The 2,201-nt window shown below is 78.1% G+C and carries 1 protein-coding gene; it reads right to left on the minus strand.

Annotation, left to right across the window (positions count from 1 at the left end; genetic code table 11):
- Positions 1-2,201, minus strand: a 2,201-nt coding sequence (locus ACTUAL_RS06525; protein WP_440899610.1) for a BTAD domain-containing putative transcriptional regulator, incomplete at both ends; no start/stop codon positions are given.

Genomic DNA, 2,201 nt, shown 5'->3' on the forward strand with positions numbered 1-2,201 from the left:
CCGCCGGTGGGCCGCGCCCGCCGGGTGTTGGGCGCGGCCCCCCGCGGGGCCCCCCGACAGCGCGGTCCGCGCGGACGCGGCGGCCGAGGTGTGCTCGCCCGACTCCAGCAGCACCGTGGACAGGTCCGCGTGGCAGGAGGACTCGCCGCACTGCTCCCCCACCTCCCGGTACATCCGGATGGCCGCGTCGAGCCAGGGCAGGGCGTCCGGGTAGCGCCTGCTCACCGAGTACAGCAGCCCCAGGTTGTGGTGCGCGTTGGCCTCGGCCCACCGGGACCCGGCCGCCCGGCTGACCTCCAGCGCCTCCCGGTAGCAGGACTCGGACTCGTCGACCCGGCCCAGGAGCTGGAGCGTGTCGGCGACCGTCGTGAGCGCCCTGGCCTGCGCCGACACGTCGCCCCACGAGCGCGCGACCTCCAGCGCCTCCTGGTGCCTGGCCAGCGCCTCCTCGGAGCGGTGGAACTGGGCGAGCGCCACGCCGAGGTTGAACAGCGTCACGAACCGCGCCTCGGGGTCGCCCAGCTCGGTGGCCGCGCCCAGCGCGCGCTCGGTGGTGCTGAGCCAGGTGTGCCGGTCGGCGCGCAGCCAGAAGAACCGCGACAGGGTGTAGGGCAGCTGCCAGGCGTGCGCCAGCCAGCGCCGCTCGCCGGAGTCGCCCGCGTGCTCGGCGGCGGCGATGATGTTCGCCTGCTCCGCCTCCAGCCAGGCGGTGGCGTCCACGACGCCGCTGAGCGCGGGCACGTCGGCGGGCACGTGCTCGGGCGCGACCCGCACCGCGCCCCGGCCCACCGGCATCAGGGCGTCGGCCAGGTCGGCGCAGTGCAGGTAGTAGTCCAGCACCCGGCCGGTGGCCGCGCGGCGCTGGTCCTCGGGCAGCTCGGCGGCGAGCGCGCGGGTGTAGACCCGGACCAGGTCGTGCGCGCCGTACCGCCCCGGCTCGTTGGCGGTGAGCAGGTTCGCCGAGGTGAGCACGTCCAGCTCGCGCTGCGCGGCGGCCAGCGGCAGCCGGGCGAGCGCGGCGGCGGCGTGCGGGGTGATGTCCGCGCCGGGGTGCAGCCCGAGCAGGGCGAGCAGGTGCGCGGGCCGGGGCGGCAGGGCGCGGCGCGAGGCGTCCAGCGCGGCCCGGACCGTGGAGTCCTCGTCCTCCAGCCCGAGCGCGGCGAGCCTGCCGTGCTCGTCGTCCAGCTCGGCCACCAGCTCGGCGGCGCGCAGCGACGGCGCGGCCAGCCGGGCCGCCGCGATGCGCAGCGCCAGCGGCAGCCCGTCGCACAGCACGGCCAGCCTGCGCAGTGCGCCCATCTCGCCGGGGTCGCGCCGCCCGAGCAGCTCCAGCGCCGAGTCCTGGTCGAGCACGTCCAGCTCGACCAGGTGCGCCTCGGCGTGCGCGACGAGGCCGACGAGCCTGCGCCTGCTGGTGACCAGGACGCACGACGGCGCGCCGGTGAGCAGGGCCATCAGCTCGGTGGAGCCGCGCGCGTTGTCGAGCAGCACCACCATGCGCCGGTCCGCGACGAGCGTGCGGAACAGGGCGGAGCGCTCGTCCACGCCCACCGGGACGTCCTCGGCGGGCACGCCCAGGGTGCGCAGGAAGCGGTTGAGCACCTCGCCCGCGCCGAGCGGCTCCTGGTTCGGGTCGTACCCGTGCAGGTCGGCGTAGAGCTGCCCGTCGGGGAACTCGTCGCGCACGCGGTGCGCCCAGTGCAGCGCGAGCGCGGTCTTGCCGACCCCGGCGGGTCCCGTGACGACGAGGACGACCCCGCTGTCGCGCTGGGCGCGCAGCAGCTCGTCCATCCGCGCCAGCGCGGCGGCCCGGCCCGCGAGGGCGGCGGGCGCGCGGGGCAGCTGCGCCGGGGTGGCCGAGGGCCGGGGCTCCGGGGCGGGCACGGCGGCGGGCTTGCGGGCACCCGCGGGCTCGGGGTCGTCCCCGGCGAGGATCGCCTGCTGGAGCCTGCGCAGCTCCGGCCCCGGCTCGACGCCCAGCTCGTCGATGAGGGCGCGCCGGGCGTCCCGGTAGGCGGCGAGCGACTCGGCCTGCCTGCCCGCCTGGCACAGCGCCCGCCTCAGCAGCCCGTGGCCGCGCTCGCGCAGCGGGTGCTCGCCGACCAGGGCGGTCAGCTGCGGCACCAGCTCGGCGCCCCGGCCGAGCAGCAGCAGCACCTCGGCGCGCTCCTCCAGCGCGGCCAGCCTGCGCTCGCCCAGGC

The organism is Actinosynnema sp. (assembly GCF_052038725.1).